Raw genomic sequence first — 19,511 nt, forward strand, 5'->3', positions numbered from 1 at the left:
GGATCCTCACCGTTCGTCGTGGTCGGGGCCGCCGTACGCGGCGTCTTCGTGGCTGTGCCCGCCGTACGCGGGGTCTTCGTCGGGTGCGCCGTACGCGGCCCCTTCCTCGGGGTCGCCGTACGCGGCCGCCTCCAGTTCGCTCAGCACCTGTTCCTCCACGAGTTCCGCGAGGGCGGCGACGGTGCGGGAGGCCAGGACGTCGCGGGGGGTGAGCGTGACGCCGAACGCGTCGTTGGCGCGGGAGGCGATGAGCAGGGCGCGCAGGGAGTCGCCGCCGAGCAGGAAGTAGTCGTCCTCGGCGCCCGCGGGCGTCTGGAGGATCTCCTCCCAGATGGCGGCCAGCGCCTCCTCGGTGGGGGTGCGGGGCGCCACGTACTCCGCCGCCTCCCGCTCCCCGGCCGGGGCCGGGGCCGGGGCGGGCAGGGCGGCCCGGTCGGTCTTGCCGTTCTCGGTGAGCGGGAAGCGGTCCAGCACCACGAACGCCGACGGCACCATGTATCCCGGCAGCGAGCGGGCGACCAGCTCGCGCAGGCGGGCGGCGGTGGGCGGCTGGGCGCCGGGGGCCGTGAGCAGGTGGGCGACCAGGCGCGGCAGGCCCGGTTCGTCCTCGCGTACGGTCACCACCGCGTCCAGCACGCCCGGGTGGCGGGTGAGGACCGCCTCGACCTCGCCCGCCTCGACGCGGTGGCCGCGCAGTTTGAGCTGGTGGTCGGTGCGGCCCAGGTAGTGCAGTTCGCCCGCGCCGTCGCGGCGCACCAGATCGCCGGTGCGGTACATGCGGGTGCCGGGCGGCCCGAACGGGTCGGCGCGGAACCGGGCGGCCGTCAGCCCGGGCCGGCCGAGGTAGCCGCGGGCCAGCGCCGGCCCGGTCAGCCACAGTTCGCCGGGGACGCCGTCGGGGACCGGCCGCAGCCGGGCGTCGAGGACGTAGGCGCCGGTGGCGGGCAGCGGGCGGCCGATGGGCGGCGCGGTGCCGTCCGGCTCCAGCGGGGCGGACCAGGTGGCGACGACGGTGGCCTCGGTGGGGCCGTAGGAATTGACCATGCGGTGGTGCGGGGCCCAGCGGGCGACCAGTTCGGCACCGCACGCGTCGGCGCCCACGATCAGGGTCTTCAGGTCCGGCAGGGTGCCGGGGGTGTCGGCGGGCAGGGTGGCGAGGGCGGCCGGCGGCAGCAGGGTGTGCGTGACGCGTTCGGCGCGCAGCACGTCGGCGAGTTCGGCGCCGAGCAGCGGTCCGGGCCGGGGTACGACGAGCCGGGCGCCGTGCGGCAGGGACATGCACAGCTCCAGCACGGAGGCGTCGAAGCTGGGCGTGGCGAAGGCCAGCACCCGGTCACCGGGGGCGACCTGGTAGTGGGCGGCCTCCGCCGCACTGAACGCGGCGATGCCCCGGTGGGTGACGACGACGCCCTTGGGCGTGCCGGTGGAGCCGGAGGTGTAGATGACGTAGGCCGGGTCGTCCAGGTCGAGCGGGCGGGTCCGGTCGGCGTCGGTGGGCCGGTGTCCCGGGGTGCCGTCCGGGGGCGCGTCGAGCAGGGCGGCGATCTCCTTGGCGTCCAGGGTGAGGGCGGGGGCGGCGTCGCGCAGCATTTGGGCGATCCGCTCCTCGGGGTAGGCGGGGTCCACCGGCAGGAACGCGGCGCCGGTCTTCGCCACCGCGAGCTGGGCCAGCACCATGTCCGCCGAGCGGGGCAGCAGCAGCGCGACGAGGTCGCCGGGTCCGGCGCCCCGGGCGATGAGCCGGTGCGCCAGCCGGTTGGCCCGGGCCTCGGCCTCGGCGAAGGTGAGCTGGGTGCCGGGTGCCTGGAGGGCGGGGTCGGCGGGCCGGCGGTCGACGGCGGCCTCGACGAGGGCGGGCAGGGGGGCGGCGGCCACGGGTGCGGGCGCGGGCCGGGACGGGCCGCGCAGCAGCCGTTCCCGGTGGGCGGGCGGGAGCACGTCGAGGTCGTCGAGGCGGGCGGTGCCGTCCGTGGCGGCCAGCGCGTGCAGGGTGTGCAGCAGCTGCCCGGCCATCGAGCCGGCGGTGGCCTCATCGAAGTACCGCGGGTCGTAGCCGAGTTCGACGGTGAGCCGGTCGCCGGGCGAGACGACCACGGTGAGCGGGTAGTTGGTGGCCTCCCGGGCGTCCAGGTCGCGCAGCGCGAGCCCGTGCGCGCCCGCGGTGGCGTCGCCGACCGGGTAGTTCTCGAAGACCACCAGGCTGTCGAACAGGGAGGTGCCGGACGGGAGTTCGGTGTAGGCGTGCAGGTGGGACAGGGGCAGGTGGTCGTGGCGGCGGTCCTCGGCCCGCGCCTCCTGGAAGGCGCGCAGCCAGGTGTCGCAGCGGGCGGTGCCGTCGACCTCGGCGCGGGCGGGCAGCGTGGTGATGAACAGGCCGGTGATGGTGTCGGCGCCGGGCAGTCCGGCGGGCCGTCCGGAGACGGTGGTGCCGAAGCAGACCTCCCGCTGCCCGCTCCACCGGGCCAGCAGCAGCGCCCAGGCGCCCTGCACCAGGGTGTTGAGGGTGAGGCGGTGGCGGCGGGCGAACTCCGTCAGGCTCCGGGACCGTCCGGGATCGAGCCGCCGGGACAGCCAGGTGCCGGAGCGGGCGGTGGTGTCGGGGGCGGGCCGCCGGTCGTACGGCAGCGGGGTCGGGGCGCCGAGGCCGGCCAGGGCGCCGCGCCAGTGGTCCTCGGCGGCGGCGGTGTCGCGCGCGGCGAGCCAGGCGGCGTAGTCCGCGAACGGCCTGCGCCCGGGCAGCAGGGGCCGCTCGCCCCGGGTGAGGGCGGCGTGCGCGGCCATGACGTCGGACAGGACGTGGAAGACGCTCCAGCCGTCCAGCAGGACGTGGTGGAAGGTCCACACCACCCGGACCGCGTCCGGGCCGAGCCGGACCAGGGCGAGCCGCAGCAGCGGGGCCCGGTCCAGGGCGAGGCCCCGGGCCCGCTCGTCGGCGAGCAGCCGCTCCAGTTCCGCCGCGTGCCGCCCGGCCGGCAGGGCGCTCCAGTCGTGCTCGGTGACCGGCAGGGTCACGTGCCGGTGGACGATCTGGAGCGGCACCGGTACGCCGTGCAGGGCGATCGAGGTGCGCAGCACGGGGGTGTCGTCGACCACGTGCCGCCAGGCGGCGGCCAGGGTCGCGACGTCGTGGGCGCCGTCGGCCACGAAGGTGATCTGCTCGACGTACAGCCCGTGTCCGGCCTCGTCCAGGCCGTGCATCACCATGCCGGCCTGGGTGGGGGTGAGCGGGTAGACGTCCTGGACGTCCGCTCCGTCGCCGACGAGCCGGTCCACGGCCGCCTGGTCCAGCGGGGCGAGCGGGAAGTCGGAGGGGGTGCGGCCGCCCGCGCCGGGTTCGGCGCAGTGCCGGACGATCGCGCGGAGTTCGTCGGTCAGCTCGGCCGCCAGCCGGGCGACGGTCTCCCGCCGGTGCAGCCCGTTCGAGTACGACCAGGTGAACTCCAGCCGGTCGTCGGTGACCCGGCCGAGGACGTCGAGGAGGTGCGGCCGGTGCGCCGAGCGGTCCATGCCGCCGGTCAGGCCGCCGTGCGGTGCGTGCAGCAGGCCGTCCGGGACGGGGGCCGCGTCCGGGCGGCCCAGGTAGTTGAAGCAGACCGGCGGCAGGGCGGGCAGTGCGGGGCCGGCGGTGGGGTGCAGGTGGCGCAGGGCGCCGTAGCCGAGTCCGCCGTGCGGTACGGCCCGCAGGGTCTCCTTGACCGACTTCAGCACGGCGCCGGTGCCGGCGTTCCGGGGCACGTCCAGGGCGACCGGGTACATCGCGGTGAACCAGCCGGTGGTCCGGGCGAGGTCGGTGTCCTCGAACAGGTCCTCGCGGCCGTGGCCCTCCAGGGTGACCGCCACCCGGTCCCGGCCGGTCCAGCGGGCCAGGACCCGGCCGAGCGCGGTGAGCAGCACGTCGTTGACGCGGGTGCGGTACGCCTCCGGCACGTCCTGGAGCAGCCGGCGGGTCTCCTCGGCGTCGAGGCCGGCGGTCACGGTGTCCTCGTCGGCGACGGTGTTCGCGCCGCCGGGACGGTCGACGGGCAGCCCGGTGCCGGCGTCGAGCCCCTGCCAGTACGGGAGTTCGCCGTCGAAGCCGCCCGCCTCGGTGTGCGCGGCGAGCCGCCGTGCCCAGTCGCGGAACGAGGTGCTCTTCGGGGCGAGGGCGGGGCGTGCGCCGTCCCGCAGGGCGCGGTAGGCGGTGTCCAGGTCCTCCAGGAGCAGCCGCCAGGACACGGCGTCCACGACGAGGTGGTGGGCGGACAGCAGCAGCACCGGGCGGGCCCCGCCGGCGGGCCGGCACAGCGCGGCCCGCAGCAGCGGCCCGCGGGCCAGGTCGAAGCCGGCGCCGAGGGCACCGGCCACCGTGTCCGGGTCCGCGCCGTGGTGCACCTCCAGGTACGCCTCTTGGCCGCCGGGGGCGGTGCCGTACTGCCGCCACTTCCCTTCCGGGGTGCGCTCGTAGCGCATGCGGAGCGCGTCGTGGTGTTCCAGTACGGCGGCCAGGGCGGCCCGCAGCAGTGTCTCGTCGGGGTCCGTGGCCAGCTCGTGGGCGACCGTCTGGCTGAAGTGGGCCGCGTCGCCGGTGAGGGTGGACAGCAGCCAGTGCTGGACGGGGGTGAGTGGGGCGTCGCCGGTCACCGGGCCCTGCTCGGCGGTGACGGCCGAGGCCGGCAGCCGTTCGGCCGCGGCGGCCAGCTCGGCCAGGGTCTGGTGGGTGAACAGGTGCCGGGGGGTCAGCGCGAGACCGGCCCGGCGGGCGGCGGAGACGATCCGGATACCGAGGACGGAGTCGCCGCCGAGCGTGAAGTAGTTGTCGTCCGCGCCGACTTCGGGCACGCCCAGCACCTCGGTCCAGATCGCGGCGAGGATCCGCTCGGCCTCGGTGCGCGGCGGCCGGCCGGACGTCCCGGCGGCCGGTGCCCCCCGTTCGGGCACGGGCAGCGCCCGCCGGTCGAGCTTGCCGGTGGCCCCCAGCGGCAGCCGCTCCAGCGGCACGACGAGCGCGGGGACGAGGTGGCCGGGCAGACTCCGGGCGAGGAAGGCACGCAGCTCGGCGGGGTCGGGCAGACCGGCCGGACGGGCATCGGAGGGGCCGTCCGGGTCCGGCGAAGTGGTCGTCCCCGGTGTCCCGGGGCCGTCCGCCGGGGTCGGTGTACGAGGCACCACGTATCCCACGAGACGGCGGTGGCCGTCGTGTTCGAGGACGCGGGCCGCCGCCGCGGCCACGGCGGGGTGGCGGGCCAGGGCGGCCTCGACCTCGCCGAGTTCGATGCGGAAGCCGCGCACCTTCACCTGGTCGTCGCCGCGGCCGAGGTAGACGAGGTCGCCGTCGGCCGTCCAGCGGACCAGGTCGCCGGTGCGGTACATGCGGCCGCCCGGCGGGCCGAACGGGTCGGGCAGGAAGCGGGCGGCGGTCAGGCCGGGGCGGCCGAGGTAGCCGCGGGCGACACCGGTCCCGGCGAGGAACAGCTCGCCGGGCACACCGGCCGGCACCGGCCGCATCCGCTCGTCCAGGACATGGGCGCGGGCGCCGCCGAGCGGCCGGCCGATCGGCGGGTCGCGGTCGGGGTCGGCCGGGTCGCAGGTGAAGGCGGTGGCGTAGACGGTGGCCTCGGTGGGGCCGTAGATGTTGCGCACCTCGCTGCCCGGGATGGCGTCGCGGACCCGGCGTACGGTCCGGGCGGGCAGCCCCTCCCCCGCGAGGACGACGGTGTCGGCGGTGATCCGTACGGCGTCCTCGGCGAGCAGCCGGTCCAGCGCCGAGGGCACCGCGCTGAGCAGTCCGGCCCGCCAGGGCCCGGGGCGCTCGGCGAGGGCCAGCAGGTCGCGGACGATCTCCACGCAGCCGCCGGACAGCAGCGGCGCGAAGATCTCGAAGACCGACACGTCGAAGTTGAGCGAGGTGGAGGCCACCACGTGGTGCAGTCCCCGGCCGGCGAACTCGGCCGCCGCCCAGTCGGTGAGGGCGAGGACGGAGGCGTGGCTGACGACGACGCCCTTGGGGCGGCCGGTGGAGCCGGAGGTGTGGATGACGTAGGCCGGGTGGCCGGGCAGCAGGGTGCCGTGCCGTTCGCCGTCGCCGACCGGGGTGTCCGGCGCGCCGGGGCCCGCGTCGTCCCACAGGATCCGGGTGAAGGGTCCTTCGGGCAGCCGGCCGGCGGTCTCGGCGGCGGTGATCACGGCGTCGGGCCGTACGTCCTCGAAGAGGAACGCGACGCGCTCGGCCGGGTACTGGGGGTCGACGGGCAGATAGCCGGCGCCGCTCTTGAGCACCGCGAGGAGCGCCGTGACCAGGTCGGCGGTGCGGGGCAGGCAGAGCGCGACGAAGCGTTCGGGGCCGGCGCCGGCGGCGATGAGCCGCCGGGCCAGCCGGCTGGAGCGGGCGTCGAGTTCGCGGTAGGTGAGCAGGTGGTCGCCGTGGCGGACGGCCGGGGCGTCGGGGGTGCGTTCGGCCTGCCGCCGGAACGCGTCGGGCAGGGTGCCCCGGGGTGCCTCGGCGGTCCGCCCGCCGAACCGGGCCACCAGCGCCCGCTCCTCGGCCGGGTCCAGCAGCGGCAGTTCGGCCAGGCGTCGGTCGAGGCCGGCGGCCATGCCGGTCAGCAGGGCGCGCAGGGACGTGCCGAGCGCGGTGACCGTCGTGGCGTCGAAGGCGGCCGGGTCGTAGTCCAGGTTCACGGTGAGGGTGTCGCCCGGCGCGACGACCACGCTGAGCGGGTAGTTGGTGGGCTCCAGGTCCCGTTCCTGCTCCATGGCGAGGCCGTGCCGGGCCAGCGCGCCCGCGTCGAAGGGGTAGTTCTCGAACACCACGAGGGAGTCGAACAGCGCGGTGCCGCCCGGCACTTCGCTCCAGGACTGCACCTGGGCCAGCGAGACGAAGTCGTGGCGGCGGGCCTCGGACTGGGCGGCCTGGAGCTCTCCCAGCCACTCGGGCAGCCGGCGGGATCCGTCGACGCGGACCCGGGTGGGCAGGGTGTTGATGAACAGGCCCACCATCGAGGTGACGCCGGGCAGTTCGGCGGGCCGGCCGGAGACGGTGGTGCCGAACACCACGTCGGTGCCGCCGCCGTAGCGGGACAGCAGCAGTGCCCACGCGCCCTGCAGCACGGTGTTGAGGGTGAGCCCGGCGCGCTGGGCCGTCTCCCGCAGCCGCGCGGAGACGTCCGGGCCGAGGGTCATGCGCACGGATCCGGAGGAGGAGGCGCGGTGGGCCCCGTCGGGGCGCCGGTCGCGGGGCAGTCCGGTGGGGGCCTGGAAGCCGGCCAGGGTGGTGCGCCAGTACCGCTCGGCAAGGCCGGTGTCGCGCCCGGCGAGCCAGCGCAGGTAGTCGGCGAAGGGCCTGCGTTCGGGGATGTGCGGGCGGCGCCCGGAGGCGAGGGCGGCGTACCGCTCGCAGACCTCGTCGAAGACCTGGGCGGCGCTCCAGCCGTCGAGCAGGACGTGGTGGAAGGTCCACACCAGGCGGACCCGGTCCGGGGACAGCCGGATCAGGGCCAGCCGCATCAGGGGCGCGGCGGCGAGGTCGATGCCCCGCTCGCGGTCCTCGGCGAGCAGCCGGTCCAGTTCGCGTGCGCGGCGTTCCCCGGGCCAGGCGGACCAGTCGTGGTGGGTGACGGGCACGGTGGCCCGGTGCCGGACGACCTGGAGCGGTTCGGGGGTCTCCTGCCAGACCAGGCGGGTGCGCAGCACCGGGTTGGCGTCGGCGGTGTGCTGCCAGGCCGCGGCGAGCGCGTGCGGGTCGGTGACGCCGGCCAGCACGAGCTGGACCTGGTTGACGTAGGTGCGGCCGGCCGGTTCGAGCAGGCTGTGGAAGAGCATGCCCTCCTGCATCGGCGTGAGCGGGTAGACGTCCTGGACGTCCCGGCCGTCGCCGACGACGCGGTCCACGGCGGTCTGGTCGAGGCGGGCCAGCGGGAAGTCCGACGGGGTGCGGCCGCCCGCGCCGGGGCGGGCGCAGTGGGCGACGATGTCGCCGAGCGCGGTCAGCATGCCCTCGGCGAGGGCGGTGACGGTCTCCTCGCGGTGCCGTCCGCTGCCGTAGTACCAGGTGATCTCCAGCCGGTCGTCCTCGACGCGGGCCACGACGTCCAGCAGGTGCGGCCGTTCGGCGTCCGGTGCCTCCGCGCCGCCCAGGCCGCCGGGCACCGCCCGGACCAGGGCGGCGTCCTCGGCGGACCAGTCGAAGCGGCCCAGGTAGTTGAAGCTGATGCCGGGTTCGGGGGCGTCGCTGAGCCGTGGGTCGCCGAGGAGGTGGCGCAGCACGCCGTAGCCGAGTCCCCGGCCGGGCACGGCCCGCAGCTGTTCCTTGACCGCCTTCAGGGCGGTGCCCCAGTCCCCCGCCGGGACGGTCAGGGCGACCGGGTACAGCGCGGTGAACCAGCCGACCGTGCGGGACAGGTCGACGTCCTCGGCCGACCGGTCCTCGCGGCCGTGTCCCTCCAGGCCGACGGCGACGGTGGCGCGTCCGGTCCAGTCGGCGAGGACCCGGCCCAGCGCGGTGAGCAGGACGTCGTCCACGCCGGTGCGGTAGACACCGGGCACGCGGCGCAGCAGGGCGTCGGTGCGCTCGCGGTCGAGCCGTACGGTCACCTCCCGGACATCGGCCATGGTGTTGCCGCCCGTGCCGTCCACGGGCAGCGGATCGGCCGAGGCCCGGGCGGCCCGCTCCCAGTGGGCGAGCTGGCCGCCGACGTCGAGGCCGCGCAGTCTGCGGACCCACTCGGCCGCGGAGGTGGTGCGGGCGGGCAGCCGTACGGGCTCGCCGGCGGCGGCCTGCCGGTAGGCGGTCTCCAGGTCCTCCAGCAGGATCCGCCAGGAGACGCCGTCGACCACCAGGTGGTGGGCGACGAGCAGCAGCCGGGCGGGCCGGCCGTCGTCGGCGGTGAACAGGCGGGCGAGGAACAACGGACCGTTTTCCAGGTCGAGTCGGGCGTGGGCCGCCGCCGTGACGGCTTCCTCGGACCGCCGGTCGTGGCGTCCGAGCAGTTCGGGGACCGGGCCGTCGTGGGCGGCGATGTCCTGCTGCCAGGCGCCGTCGCCGGCGCGGCGGAACCGGGCGCGCAGGGCGTCGTGGTGGGTCCACAGGGCGGTGAGGGCGCGGCGCAGGGCGTCCTCGTCCACCGGTCCGGGCGTCTCCACGACGACGGACTGGTTGAAGAAGGCGGGGTGCGCGGGTCCCGCGTCCAGGAACCAGTGCTGGATCGGGGTGAGGCCGGCCGGTCCGGCGACCGGGGCGGTGCCGGCGACGGCGGGGGCCGCGCCCCCGCCGGCGGTGGCCAGTTCGGCCACCGTGGGGTGCCGGAACAGGTCGCGGGGGGTGAGGGCGAGTCCGGCGGCGCGGGCCCGGGAGACCACCTGGATGCTGAGGATGGAGTCGCCGCCGAGCATGAAGAAGTTGTCGTCGACGCCGACGCGTTCGACGCCGAGCAGCTCGGCCCAGATCCCGGCGAGGATCCGCTCGGTGCCGGTGCGCGGCTCGCGGTGGGCGCGCTCGCCGCCCGCCGACCAGTCGGGGGCGGGCAGCCGCCGCCGGTCGACCTTGCCGTTGGCCGTCAGCGGCAGCCCGGGGACGGTGACGAACGCGGCGGGCAGCATATAGTCGGGCAGTCCGGCCGCCAGGTGGGCCCGCAGATCGGCGGCGGAGGGCACCTCGGCGCCCTCGGCCGGTACGAGGTGGGCGGCGAGCCGCTTGCGTCCGGCGTCCTCGTACAGGGAGACGACGGCCTCGGCGACGGCGGGGTGAGCGGTGAGCAGGGCCTCGATCTCGGCGGGTTCGACGCGGAAGCCGCGGATCTTGATCTGGTCGTCGGCGCGGCCGACGAAGTGCAGTTCGCCGTCGGCGCTCCAGCGCACCAGGTCGCCGGTGCGGTACATCCGGGTACCGGGCGGGCCGTAGGGGTCGGCGACGTAGCGGGCGGCGGTCGCGCCCGGCCGGCCCGCGTAGCCCCGGGCCAGGCCCGCGCCCGCGATGTACAGCTCGCCGGGGATGCCGGGCGGCTGGGGCTGGAGGGCGGTGTCCAGGACGTAGACGCGCGTGTTGTCCAGGGGGCGGCCGATGGGCAGGACGGCGGGCAGCGGGTCGCCGGAGCGGAAGACGCGGCGGGTGGCGAAGGTGGTGGTCTCGGTGGGGCCGTAGCCGTCCACGACGGTCAGGCCGGGGCAGGCGTCCAGGACCCGGCGGACCACCGCGCCGGGCACGGCCTCGCCGCCCGTCCACACCTCGCGGGCGCCGCGCAGGCAGCCGGGATCCTCCTGGGCCAGCAGCCGGAACAGGCCGGCGGTCAGCCACAGGCATCTCACGCCCCGCTCGGTGACGGCGCGGCGGACCTGGGCGGCGTCGAGCCCGGTGGGCGGGGCGAGGACGGCCGTGCCGCCGCGCAGCAGCGGCACCCACACCTCGTAGGTGGCGGCGTCGAAGGCGTGCGGCGAGTGCACCAGGACCCGGTCGTGCCCGGCGAAGGCGCGGTCCAGGGCGAGCGCGACGACGTCCCGCTGGCGCACCGCGACACCCTTGGGGGTGCCGGTGGAGCCCGAGGTGAACATCAGGTACTGGACGTTGTCGGGGTGGACGGCGGACGCCCGCGCACCGGGCGCGACGGAGGTGTCGTCCACCCGCAGGACGCCGTCGCCGGGCAGCAGTTCCCGGGCCGTCCGCTCCCGGCCGGCGTCGGTGAGCAGCAGGTCCGCGCCGGCCTCGGCCAGCATCCGGCGCAGCCGTTCGGCCGGGGCCCTGCCGTCCAGCGGCACGTAGATCCCGCCGGTGCGGACGAGCGCGAGCTGGGTGACGATCAGGTCCGCGGACCGGTCCATGAGCACGCCGACCGGGCGTTCCGGCCGCACACCCAGGCCGGCCAGCCGGTCCGCCAACGCCTCGGCCCGGGTGTCGAGTTCGCGGTAGGTGAGGCGGTCGTCGCCGGCTTCCAGGGCCACGGCGTCGGGGGTGCGGCGCACCTGCGCGGCGAAGAGGGCGGCGACGGTGGTGTCGGGCAGGTCGGTGGCGGTGTCGTTCCAGGCACGCAGCACCTGCGCACGGCGGTCCGGGGTGAGCAGCGGCAGCCGGGCGGGCGGGCGGAGGGAGCCGGCGGGCAGGTGGGTGAGCAGCACGGTCAGGTACTCGGCCATGCGCTCGGCGGTGCCGGTGTCGAACAGGGCGGGGTCGTAGCCGAGCCGCAGGGCGAGCTCCGGGCCGGGGTAGGCGGTCAGGCTGAGCGGGTAGTTGGTGGTCTCGACGCCCTCCAGGCCGCTGAGGCGCAGCCCGTGGGCGGCGGCGAGGTCGTCGTCCACCGGGTAGTTCTCGAAGACGACGATGCTGTCGAACAGCCCGGTCCGTTCGGGGAGTTCGGTGAACGTCTTCAGCCGGGTGAGGGGCAAGTGGTCGAAGCGGCGGTCCTCGCTCTGGTCGTGCTGGAGGGCGCGCAGCCAGTCCAGCAGGGTGCCGTGGCCGGGGACGGTGACCCGGGTGGGCAGGGTGGTGATGAACAGGCCGGTCATGGTGTCGGCGCCGGGCAGCTCGGGCGGCCGGCCGGCGACGGTGGTGCCGAACACCACGTCGTCCCGGCCCGCCTGCCGGGCGAGCAGCAGCGCCCAGGCGCCCTGCACCAGGGTGTTGAGGGTGAGTCCCGAGGTCCGGGCCAGCTCCTGGAGCGCCCGGGTGGCGGCCGGGGGCAGTGCCCGGCGCACGGCGTGGGTGGACTCGGCGCGGTGGGCCTCGCGCGGCTCGCGGTCGTAGGGCAGCCGGGTGGCCTCGGTCAGACCGGACAGGCGGCGCCGCCAGTGCCGTTCGGCCTCGGCGGGGTCGCGCTGCGCGAGCCAGGCCACGTACTCCCGGTGCGGCGCGCGGTGCGGGAGGGCGTCGGGGCCGCTTCCGGCGTGGTGGGCGAAGACGTCCGAGAGGACCTGGAACATGCTCCAGCCGTCCAGCAGCAGATGGTGGAAGGACCACACCACGCGCACGGCGGTGCCGGACAGGCGGATCAGGAGCAGGCGTTGCAGCGGGGCCCGCCCGAGGTCGATGCCCCGCGCGCGGTCCCGGGCGAGTACGTCGTCCAGCCGGGTGCGGCGCTCGTCCTCGGTCAGGTCGCGCCAGTCCAGGTGGGTGACCGGCAGGCGGGGGTGGGCCTCCACCACCAGCAGCGGTTCGGGCACGTCCTGCCAGACGACCCGGGCGCGCAGCGTCTCGGTGCGGTCGGTCACGTGCTGCCAGGCGGCGGCGAGGGCGCCGGGGTCGGGCACGCCGTCCAGGACGAACGTCAGCTGCTGGAGGTAGACCCCCCGGTCGTCCTGGGACAGGCCGTGGAAGAGCATGCCCGCCTGGGTGGGGGTGAGCGGGTACACGTCCGCCACCGTCGCCGGGCCCGGGCCGGTGATCCGGTCGACGGCGGCCTGGTCGAGCCGGGCCAGCGGGAAGTCGGACGGGGTGCGGCCGGCGGCCTCCGGCCGGGCGGCGTACCGGGCGAGGTCGGCGAGCGCGTCGGCGAACCGCCGGGCGAGGCCGGCGACCTCCTCCCCGCGGTGCGGTCCGTCCGCGTAGAACCAGGTGAACTCCAGCCGTTCGTCCGTGAGCCGCCCGACGACCTCCAGGGCGTGCGGGCGGGCGGCCGCCGGGTCGGCGTCCAGCTCCAGGGGGCGTACGGTGCCCCGGTAGAGGCCGTCGGGGTCCTGCGGCAGTTCCATCCGGCCCAGGTAGTTGAAGCTGATCCGCGCCCGCGGGGCGGGCGGCGCCGCCTCCCGGCCGGCGAGCCGGCGCAGGGCGTCGTACCCGAGGCCGTGGCGGGGTACGGCGCGCAGCTGCTCCTTGACCCGCTTCAGCACGGTGTCCCAGCCGGCGTCCTCGGGGACGGCGAGCGCGACGGGGTACCGGGTGGTGAACCAGCCGGCCGTGCGGCTGATGTCGAGGTCGGGGAAGAGTTCCTCGCGGCCGTGCCCCTCGACGTCGACCAGCACCCGCTCCAGGCCGCTCCAGCCGCACAGGACCCGGCCGAGGGCGCCGAGCAGGACGTCGTTGGCCTGGGTGCGGTAGGTGTCGGGCAGGGTGCACAGCAGCGCCGAGGTGTCCTCGGGGCTCAGCCGCACGGTGACCGCGCGCTGTTCGGCGTAGGTGCCGGCGGGGCCCGTCGGCGGCGGGGGTGCGGTCGCGGGCAGGGCCCGGGCCCAGTACGCGCGTTCGTCGTCGAAGCCGCCGTCCGCCGCGTGGGCGGCGAGCCGGCGGGCCCACTGGCGCAGCGGCGAGGACTTGGCGGGCAGCGCGGCGGCGCCGTCGCGGCCGGCCCGGCGGGCCCGGTAGGCGCGGTCCAGGTCCTCCAGCAGCAGCCGCCAGGAGACGCCGTCGACCACCAGGTGGTGGACGGCGAGGTGCAGCACCGGGGACGGGCCGGTGCCGGTGTCGTGCAGGACGGCCCGCAGCAGCGGCCCCCGGGCGAGGTCGAAGGGGCCGAAGTGGGGGGTGTCGGTCTCCGGTCCGGTGTGCCGGTCCAGGCGCAGGCGGGGCACCCGCTCCTCGACGCTCCAGACGGGGGCGCCGTCCGGGCCGTCGGCGGTGAAGCGGGAGCGCAGGGCGTCGTGGTGGGCGACCAGGTCGTTGAGCGCGTCCTGGAGCGCCACGGGATCCAGGTCGCCGGGCAGCCGGAGGGACAGCGCCTGGGCGTAGTGGCCGGCGCGTCCGGCGGCGGCGTCGAACAGCCAGTGCTGGATGGGGGTCAGGGGGGCGGTGCCGGTGGCGGCCTCCGGTGCGGGGGCGGCCTCGCGCGGGCCGCCGGCGGCGTCCGCGCGGCGGGCCAGGGCGGCGACGGTCTGGTGCTGGTAGACGTCCCGCGAGGTCAGCGGCAGGCCCTCCTGCCGGGCGCGGGCCACCACCTGGATGCTGAGGATCGAGTCGCCGCCGAGTTCGAAGAAGTTGTCGTCGACGCCGATCCGCTCCACCCGCAGCACCTCGGCCCAGATCGTGGCGAGGGCGCGCTCGGTGGGGGTGCGGGGCGCGACGTGCCGTACGGCGCGCACGGCGGGCCCGGGGTCGGGGAGCCGGCCGCGGTCGACCTTGCCGTTGGGGCTGAGCGGCAGGGCGTCCAGCACGACGACGACCGACGGGACCATGTAGTCGGGCAGGGTGCGGCCGAGTTCCCGGCGTACGGCCTCGGGGTCCGTCCGCCGGCCGGGGGCCGGGACGGCGTAGCCGACCAGGCGCCGGTGGCCGTCGCCGTCGGTGGCGGCGACGGCCGCGGCCTCGGCCACGCCGGCGCAGCCGCGCAGCGCCTCCTCCACCTCGCCCAGCTCGATGCGGAAGCCGCGCACCTTGACCTGCTGGTCGGTCCGGCCGACGTACTCCAGCGCGCCGTCGGCGCGGCGGCGCACCAGGTCGCCGGTGCGGTACATCCGCTCCCCCGGCGCCCCGAACGGGTCGGCGACGAACCGGGCGGCGGTCAGCCCGGGCCGGTTCAGGTAGCCGCGGGCCAGGCCGGCTCCGCCGAGGTACAGCTCGCCGGTGACGCCGACGGGCTGCGGCCGCAGGGCGCCGTCCAGGACGTAGGCCCGGGTGAGTGCCACCGGGGCGCCGATGGGCGGGGCCTGCTCCGGCAGCCGCTCCCCGGCGAACCAGGCGGTGGCGTACACGGTGGCCTCGGTGGGGCCGTAGATGTTGGCGATGCGGCAGCCGGGCAGGGCGGCGCGCAGCTCGTGGAGCGTCTGGGCGGGCAGTGCCTCGCCGGCGAGGACGACGGTGCCGGCGGTCACGGGCGCCGTGCCGCCCGCGAGCAGCCGCGAGACGACGGAGGGCACGCCGCTGAGCAGCCCGGCCCGCCGGGGTCCGGTGCCGTCGGCGAGGGCCGGCAGGCCGGCGACGACCTCGACGGTGCCGCCGGCCGTGAGCGGGCAGAGCAGTTCGAAGACGGAGACGTCGAAGTTGAGGGAGGTCGCGGCGATCACATGGGTCAGTTCCTGGGCGCCGAACCGCTCCCCCGCCCACCGGGCCAGCGCGGCGACCGTGCGGTGGGTGACCACGACGCCCTTGGGGCGGCCGGTGGAACCGGAGGTGTAGATGACGTAGGCGGGATGGTCCGGCAGCAGCGGGCGGAGCCGGTCGGCGTCGGTGAGGTCCGTGCCGGGCACCGCCGGGTCGGCGCAGTCCTCCAGGTACAGCGGGTCGCAGTCCGGGGGCAGGGCGGCGGCGGTCTCCCGGGTGGCGACGACGAGGGCGGGCCGGGCGTCGGCGAGCATGAACCCGACCCGCTCGGCGGGATAGCCGGGGTCGACGGGGAGGTAGGCGGCGCCCGAGCCGAGCACCGCCCACAGCACGGGCACGAGGTCGGCGGTGCGCGGCAGGCACAGCGCGACCAGGGTCTCCGGGCCCGCGCCGCGCGCGACGAGCTGCCGGGCCAGCCGGCTCGCGCGCCGGGCGGCCTCGGCGTAGTCCAGCCGGTCCGGGCCGCAGATCACGGCCGTACGGTCCGGGGTGCGGGCCGCCTGGGCGTGCAGCAGGTCGGGCAGCGTGGCGTGGCCGGTGTCCCGGAGCCGGCGGGCGGGCGGGTTCCAGCTGTCCACCAGGGTGCGCTGTTCCCCGGCGGAGAGCATGGGCAGTTCGGCCAGGGTGCGGCCCGGGCCGTCCGCCATGCCCTCCAGCAGGCGGTGCAGATGGGAGGTCATCCGGGCCACGGTCGCCGCGTCGAACAGGTCCGTGTTGAACTCGGCGGTCAGGACCGAGCCGCCGTCCGCGGCCGGGGTGAACTCCAGGACCAGGTCGAAGCGGGCGGCCGGGCGGGGCAGCGGATGCTCGGCAAGGCGCAGCCCCCCGGCGAGCGGCGGCACGGGCAGCGCGCTCTGCTGGACGACGAGTGCCTGGATCAGCGGGGTGCGGCTGGGGTCGCGGGGCGGGGCGAGTTCCTCCACCACCCGGTCGAACGGCACGCCGTCATGGGCGAAGGCGTCCAGCACGGTCGTCCGCATGCTCTCCACGAACCGGTCCACGGTGGCCCGCTCGTCCACCTCGCCGCGCAGCACCACGGTGTTGGCGAAGAACCCGGGCACCTCCTCCAGGTCCCGTCGGCCGCGGCCGGTGGTGACGGTGCCGAACGCGATGTCCCGCTGTCCCGAGTAGCGCGAGAAAAGCAGGGCGGCCGCGCCCGCGAACAGGGTGAACACCGTGGTGCCGCGCCCGGCGGCCAGGTGCCGCAGCCGGGTGACCAACGCGGCGGGCAGGACGTGGCGGTGGGCCGCGCCGGCGGTGGTGCGCACGGCGGGGCGCGGCCGGTCCGTGGGCAGCTCCAGCTGCTGAAGGTCCGTCAGGTGCCGCTTCCAGTAGGCCAGGTCGGCACCGTCCGCGTCGCCGGCCCGCTGCCGCCGCTCCCACACCGCGAAGTCCGGGTACTGCACGGCGGGTTCGGGCAGGCCGTCGGGGGTTCCGGTGGTCTCGGCCTGGTAGAGGGCGGCGAGTTCGCGGGTGAGGACGCCGACGGACCAGCCGTCGGTGACGATGTGGTGCTGGGCGAGGAGGAGCACGTGCTCCCCGGTGCCCAGCCGGACGAGCAGGGCCCGGGTGAGCGGGCCGGCCGCCAGGTCGAAGGGGCGGTTCAGCTCCTCGGTGAGCAGCGCCTCGACGGCCTCCTCCGCGTCGGGGGCGCCGGCGAGGTCGGCCGTCCGCAGCGGCAGTTCCGGTTCCGGCGCGATCCGCTGGACGCCCTGGCCGTCGACGGTGGCGAACGTGGTGCGCAGGGAGGCGTGACGGGCCGCGAGCCGGCGCAGGGAGCGGCGCAGCGCATCCGCGTCCAGGGCGCCGCGCAGCCGCAGGGCCACGCCGGTGTTGTACTCGGTGCCGCCGTCGGAGAGGTCGTCCAGGTACCACAGCCGTCGCTGGGCGCTGGACAGCGGCAGGCCGTCCTCGGCCGGGACGGGCGGGATCGGCTCCGGGGCGGCGGCGGCCGACGGGTCGGCGAGCAGGGGGGCGAGGGCGGCGACGGTCCGCGCGGTGAAGACGTCCCGTACGGTCAGCCGGACGCCCAGCTCGTCCCGGACGCGGGCGAGGAGCCGGGCGGCGAGGAGGGAATCACCGCCCAGGTCGAAGAAGTCGTCGGTCACCCCGACCGTGTCGACGCCCAGCACTCGGCCCCAGATCGCGGCGAGCGCCCGCTCCCGCTCCGACCGGGGCGCCACCTGGCCGCCCGTGACCGTACGTCCCGGCGCGGGCAGCGCCCGCCGGTCGATCTTGTGCTGCGGGGTGAGCGGCATCCGCTCCAGCACCACGACGGCGGCGGGCACCATGTGCGCGGGCAACAGGGCTGCCACCGCGCTGCGCAGGGCGGCGGGGTCGAGCGGGTCGGCGGGGTCCGCGGGGTCGAGCGGGTCGGCCGTGTCGGCCGGTACGGCGGCATCGTGGGGCCTGGCAGCGTCGCGGCGCCCGACGGCGTCGCGGGGGCCCGCGGAACCGGCCGAGGCGGCGGGAACCGGCGGTTCGGCGAAACCGGTCGACGCGGCGGAGGCACGCGGTCCGGCGGGGCCGGCGGAGCCGAGCGGCTCGGCCGCCTCGGCCGCATCGGCGGGGTCACGCGACTCGTCGGCGCCGGCCGGAAAGGTGGTGCGAGGCGGCTCGGCGGAGGCCGGGACGGTGGCGTTTCGCGGCCCGGCGACAGCAGGCGGGGCGGCGGCGCGCGGCGCGGCGGCATCGGCCGGTACGGCGGGGATGCTCCGGTCCGCCGGGGTGACGTACGCGACGAGGCGCTGGTGGCCCGGTTCGTCCTCGCGGACCACGACCACCGCCTCGCCGACCGACCCGCCCCCGGCGCGGCGCAGGGCCGCCTCGATCTCGCCGGGCTCGATGCGGAAGCCGCGGATCTTCACCTGCCGGTCCAGCCGCCCCAGGAACTCCAGTTCCCCGTCGGCGGTCCAGCGCGCCCGGTCCCCGGTGCGGTACAGGCGGGCGCCGGGCACGCCGAAGGGGTCGGCGACGAACCGGGCGGCGGTCAGGCCCGGACGGCCCAGGTACCCGCGGGCCACCGCGTCGCCGCCGACGTACAACTCCCCGTCCGCGCCGGGCGGTACGGGCCGCATCCCGGCGTCGAGGACGTACACCCGGGTGTGCGGCAGGGCGCCGCCGATCGTCGGGGTGCCCCGGCCGGCGCCGAGCGGCCCGGTCCAGGTGGCGACGATGGTGGCCTCGGTCGGCCCATAGGAGTTGATCATGCGGCGGCCGGGCGCCCAGCGGTCCACCAGCCCCGCCGGGCAGGCCTCGGCGCCCACGATCAGCGTGCGCAGACCATGCCCCGTACCCCGCGCCGGATCGGGCAGCGTGGCCAGCGCGGCGGGCGGGATGAGGGCGTGGGTGATGCCGAACTCGTCCAGGACGGACGCGAGTTCGTCGCCCAGCCAGGGTCCGTGCGGCGGTACGACGAGCGTGGCGCCGCACAGGACGGAGACGCAGAGTTCCAGCACGGAGGCGTCGAAGCTCGGCGAGGAGAACTGGAGCACCCGGTCGCCGGGACCCACCGCGTACCGCTCGGCGGCGGCCGAGGTGAAGCCGCCGAGGCCGCGATGGGTGACCGTGACGCCCTTGGGGGTGCCGGTGGAGCCCGAGGTGTAGATGACGTACGCCGCGTGGTCCGCGCCGGTTTCCGGCCGCGGAGCCGTGCCGTCCCCGGCGGCCGGCGGCTCGCCCGTGTCCAGCAGCTCGCCGACCGCGCGCGGATCGTCCAGGGTGACGGCCGGGCCGGCGTCGGCGAGCATCAGCTCCCGGCGCTCGGCGGGATAGGCGGGGTCCACGGGCAGGAAGGCGGCACCCGCCCGCGCGACGGCCAGCTCGGCCGCGATCAGCTCCATGGAGCGCGGCAGGACCAGGGCCACGACCCGGTCCGGACCGGCTCCCCGCCGCATCAGGTGCGCGGCCAGCCGGTCGGCGCGGGCGGCCAGTTCGCGGTAGGTCCAGGTCCGCCGCCCGTCGGTGAGGGCCGGTGCGTCCGGGGTGCGGGTCACCCAGGCGGTGAACAGCTCGCCGAGCGTCGGGTACGCCGTCGCCGCGTCGCTCTCCGGCGTGCCGGCGGCGGGGCCGGACTGCGGCAGGGGGGACACCGGAGCGGGCTTGTCGTGCAGGTCCGTCATGGGTCAAGTCCTTTGGAGAGCGGGACGATACGGCGCGGGGCGACCCCGGTGGGCCTCGGGGCAGGGGAGCGGGAGCGGGTCACCGGGGGTGCGTGACGGGGTGGCGGTGCGGGGCGGCGGGGCCTGGCGCCGGGGAGCGGTGACCGGTGCCGGGGCGCAACGGCCGGTCACGGAGGCGCCGGGCGAGGCCCGGCCCGCCGGATCCGGGGACCGGCCGGCACCCGGGGCCGCAGCGGCACCGGCCGGACCGGCACCGGTCTTCGGCGCCGGCCGGGCCCGTCGCACGGACCGCACCGGTGCCGCTACCGACCCGGACCCCGGGTCCACGACGGCCACCGGCTCCTGGCGGCCGCACCCACGAAACCGGCCACACCAGGACACCGGGACCGGAACCGAAGCGGGACGCGAACCCGAACCGGAACCGGACCGCACCGGCACCCGAACCGAAACCGGCACCG

Annotated in this window: 1 protein-coding gene; it reads right to left on the reverse strand. The window is 76.9% G+C overall.

The window, feature by feature from the left end:
* Positions 1-6: 6 nt before the first annotated feature.
* Positions 7-19,053 carry a non-ribosomal peptide synthetase gene (locus tag ACZ4W9_RS00015; RefSeq protein ID WP_467932067.1) on the reverse strand — a complete coding sequence of 6,349 codons (19,047 nt, stop codon included), beginning with the start codon at positions 19,051-19,053 and terminating at the stop codon, positions 7-9.
* Positions 19,054-19,511 lie beyond the last annotated feature (458 nt).

The organism is Streptomyces sp. NPDC029296 (assembly GCF_055569255.1).

Coding starts and splice junctions, on each gene's coding strand:
- ACZ4W9_RS00015 (WP_467932067.1), bottom strand. CDS start 19,053: ATGACGGACCTGCACGACAAGCCCGCTCCGGTGTCCCCCCTGCCGCAG.